Origin of the sequence: Cryobacterium sp. Y50 (genome assembly GCF_002929805.1) — a bacterium.
Lineage (GTDB): Bacteria > Actinomycetota > Actinomycetes > Actinomycetales > Microbacteriaceae > Cryobacterium.
Map to the genome: position 1 here is coordinate 1 of NZ_PJJM01000032.1, position 4,807 is coordinate 4,807.

General features: G+C 53.3%; 2 rRNA genes. Both read right to left on the reverse strand.

Annotated elements, in window-relative coordinates:
• Positions 1–2,188, reverse strand: a 23S ribosomal RNA gene (locus CXY73_RS00335); the annotation flags it as partial.
• A 462-nt stretch (positions 2,189–2,650) separates the two neighbouring features.
• Positions 2,651–4,184 (reverse strand): 16S ribosomal RNA (locus CXY73_RS00340).
• Between the last annotated feature and the right edge of the window lie 623 nt (positions 4,185–4,807).

Here is a 4,807-nt window from a genome sequence, read left to right on the forward strand (position 1 = left end):
GTCGGAACTTACCCGACAAGGAATTTCGCTACCTTAGGATGGTTATAGTTACCACCGCCGTTTACTGGGGCTTAAATTCTCAGCTTCGCCTTGCGGCTAACCGTTCCTCTTAACCTTCCAGCACCGGGCAGGCGTCAGTCCGTATACATCGTCTTGCGACTTAGCACGGACCTGTGTTTTTAGTAAACAGTCGCTTCCCACTGGTCTCTGCGGCCTTCGAACGCTCCCGGAGCTAGTCCGTTCACGCCTCAGGCCCCCCTTCTCCCGAAGTTACGGGGGCATTTTGCCGAGTTCCTTAACCACGATTCTCTCGATCTCCTTAGTATTCTCTACCTGATCACCTGAGTCGGTTTGGGGTACGGGTGACTAAAACCTCGCGTCGATGCTTTTCTTGGCAGCATAGGATCACTGATTTCACCCTCACGGGCTACCCATCGGGTCTCAACCTTATATGAGAGACGGATTTGCCTATCTCTCGGCCTACATCCTTAGACCGGGTCAACCATCGCCCGGCTCAGCTACCTTCCTGCGTCACACCTGTTAATACGCTAACCGCACCAGCATAGGGTCGCACGCTAGGCCCCACGCTTCACCCCGAAGGGATCCATCTAGGGGATTCAGATGCTTAGCATTACTGGATTAGCTTGGGCGGTTTTTCGTCAGTACGGGAATATCAACCCGTTGTCCATCGACTACGCCTGTCGGCCTCGCCTTAGGTCCCGACTTACCCAGGGCGGATTAGCCTGGCCCTGGAACCCTTGATCTTTCGGAGGACGGGTTTCTCACCCGTCTTTCGCTACTCATGCCTGCATTCTCACTCGTGTAGCCTCCACGGCTGGTTTACACCGCCGCTTCGCTGGCCACACGACGCTCTCCTACCCATCAACACGGCTGAACCAACACCACAAGGGTGCGGCTTACCAAAAATATCAATGCCACAACTTCGGTGGCGTGCTTGAGCCCCGTTACATTGTCGGCGCGGAATCACTTGACCAGTGAGCTATTACGCACTCTTTCAAGGGTGGCTGCTTCTAAGCCAACCTCCTGGTTGTCTGTGCAACTCCACATCCTTTCCCACTTAGCACGCGCTTTGGGACCTTAGTTGGTGGTCTGGGTTGTTTCCCTCTCGACGATGAAGCTTATCCCCCACCGTCTCACTGCTGCGCTCTCACTTACCGGCATTCGGAGTTTGGCTGACGTCAGTAAGCTTTTGGGCCCCATCGGCCATCCAGTAGCTCTACCTCCGGCAAGAAACACGCAACGCTGCACCTAAATGCATTTCGGAGAGAACCAGCTATCACGAAGTTTGATTGGCCTTTCACCCCTATCCACAGCTCATCCCCTCCATTTTCAACTGAAGTGGGTTCGGTCCTCCACGACGTCTTACCGTCGCTTCAACCTGGCCATGGATAGATCACTTCGCTTCGGGTCTAGGACATGCGACTGAATCGCCCTATTCAGACTCGCTTTCGCTACGCATTCCCCTCTCGGGTTAAGCTCGCCACATATCACTAACTCGCAGGCTCATTCTTCAAAAGGCACGCTGTCACCAGAACAAAGCTGGCTCCAACGGTTTGTAAGCAAACGGTTTCAGGTACTATTTCACTCCCCTCCCGGGGTACTTTTCACCTTTCCCTCACGGTACTTGTTCACTATCGGTCATGTAGGAGTATTTAGGCTTATCAGGTGGTCCTGACGGATTCACACGGGATTTCTCGGGCCCCGTGCTACTTGGGATACTTCTCGGGCGATTGCTGCATTTCGACTACGGGGTTCGCACCCTCTATGACCAGGCTTTCAATCCTGTTCGTCTATACAACGTTCTAACCCTTACCATTCGGTAGAATAGGCAGAAAAGTCCCGCAACCCCGACCATGCAACACCTACCGGTTATCACACATGATCGGTTTAGCCTCATCCGGGTTCGCTCGCCACTACTAACGGAATCACTATTGTTTTCTCTTCCTGTGGGTACTGAGATGTTTCACTTCCCCACGTTCCCTCTACCCGCCCTATATATTCAGGCGGGAGTCACCAGGTCACCTCACGGGCCTGGCGGGGTTTCCCCATTCGGACATCCTCGGATCACAGTTCGTTTATCAACTCCCCGAGGCTTATCGCAGATTACTACGTCCTTCTTCGGCTCTACATGCCAAGGCATTCACCGTTTGCTCTTAAAAATTTGAAATCACATGAGTTTGAATCGATTAAGTATGCCGAATAAATTCGACATCAAAATTGACCAATGATCTAACACACACCCGAAGGCATATGTTTTGATCTTTGTAATTTGCTGTCCGAAGACAGTCAAATTTAAGATGCTCGCGTCCACTGTGTAGTTCTCAAAGTACGGGCGGTACCCCTCCCCGCCGGCAAGTGATGCCAACGAACAGAAGTCCAGAAGAAACAGATCAACGCCAGGACTTTCATCCCGCGTTGTTCCGGTCCCTCAGGACCCAACAGCGTGCATATATGACTCTCTTCAGAACCCGAGCGTTCCAACTCCCGAAGGAGCGTACCGGCTCAAGAACTAACCGTCCTCATATCAATGTCAATGTTCCACCCATGAGCGCCATCCAAGAACATTCGCCCTGGTATGACTGGTCGCCATATTCCGCTGTATACAGACGGGACGACACATGCTCCTTAGAAAGGAGGTGATCCAGCCGCACCTTCCGGTACGGCTACCTTGTTACGACTTAGTCCTAATCACCAATCCCACCTTCGACAGCTCCGTCCCTTACGGGTTCGGCCACTGGCTTCGGGTGTTACCGACTTTCATGACTTGACGGGCGGTGTGTACAAGGCCCGGGAACGTATTCACCGCAGCGTTGCTGATCTGCGATTACTAGCGACTCCGACTTCATGAGGTCGAGTTGCAGACCTCAATCCGAACTGAGACCGGCTTTTTGGGATTCGCTCCACCTTACGGTATCGCAGCCCTTTGTACCGGCCATTGTAGCATGCGTGAAGCCCAAGACATAAGGGGCATGATGATTTGACGTCATCCCCACCTTCCTCCGAGTTGACCCCGGCAGTATCCCATGAGTTCCCACCATTACGTGCTGGCAACATAGGACGAGGGTTGCGCTCGTTGCGGGACTTAACCCAACATCTCACGACACGAGCTGACGACAACCATGCACCACCTGTATACCGACCTTGCGGGGCCTACATTTCTGCAGGTTTCCGGTATATGTCAAGCCTTGGTAAGGTTCTTCGCGTTGCATCGAATTAATCCGCATGCTCCGCCGCTTGTGCGGGCCCCCGTCAATTCCTTTGAGTTTTAGCCTTGCGGCCGTACTCCCCAGGCGGGGAACTTAATGCGTTAGCTGCGACACGGAGACCGTGGAATGGTCCCCACATCTAGTTCCCAACGTTTACGGCATGGACTACCAGGGTATCTAATCCTGTTCGCTCCCCATGCTTTCGCTCCTCAGCGTCAGTTACGGCCCAGAGATCTGCCTTCGCCATTGGTGTTCCTCCTGATATCTGCGCATTCCACCGCTACACCAGGAATTCCAATCTCCCCTACCGCACTCTAGTCTGCCCGTACCCACTGCAGGCCCGAGGTTGAGCCTCGGGTTTTCACAGCAGACGCGACAAACCGCCTACGAGCTCTTTACGCCCAATAATTCCGGACAACGCTTGCACCCTACGTATTACCGCGGCTGCTGGCACGTAGTTAGCCGGTGCTTTTTCTGCAGGTACCGTCACTCCCAGGAAAACCCAGTCGCTTCTTCCCTACTAAAAGAGGTTTACAACCCGAAGGCCTTCGTCCCTCACGCGGCGTTGCTGCATCAGGCTTGCGCCCATTGTGCAATATTCCCCACTGCTGCCTCCCGTAGGAGTCTGGGCCGTGTCTCAGTCCCAGTGTGGCCGGTCACCCTCTCAGGCCGGCTACCCGTCGTCGCCTTGGTGAGCCATTACCTCACCAACTAGCTGATAGGCCGCGAGCTCATCCTTGACCAAAATTCTTTCCACCCCAGAAGATGCCTTCCAAGGTAATATCCGGTATTAGCTACAGTTTCCCGCAGTTATCCCAGAGTCAAGGGCAGATTGCTCACGTGTTACTCACCCGTTCGCCACTGATCCAAGGAGCAAGCTCCTCTTCACCGTTCGACTTGCATGTGTTAAGCACGCCGCCAGCGTTCGTCCTGAGCCAGGATCAAACTCTCCGTAAATGTTTGAATAGCTCCCGAATCTGTATAAATACAAACCCGATGCCCATCTAGTGCACCCACAGACCGGAATAGGCCCAGAAGATGCAAGTTTGAAACTGACAAGAACAAATCATTACTGACTTGCTTTGTATAGTTGCCTAGTCCGAAGACCAGGACTTGTTCAATATTATTTCCAAAGGAATCTCATAAATGATCACCCGCTAGAAACGGGATCAACACCACGAGGTTTTTGGCATTTGACATTGTGCACGCTGTTGAGTTCTCAAGGATCGGACGCACCCGACTTCACACCCTACTGGGCTGTCGCTCCGGGGCAACTTGTCTAACTTAGCCACCCAGCTAGTCGCTGTCAAATCGGCCAACGCAGACATTTTCGGCGTACCGAAGCACACTTGAACACCACGAAAAACACGACTCAGCCAGTGACACACACTCGATGGGAGGCTTATCATCATAGCCCAACACAGACGCTTCTGAAACAGAAACCCTACGCTGATTTAGCCACGATCTGGTCCCACATGAGGCCGGGAAGCACTACGGCTTTCCGCACCTTTGGGGTACGTATAGATACATTACGGCCACCACCACCACCCGTCAAAACGCCCCCCACCCGGGCGTGTCGC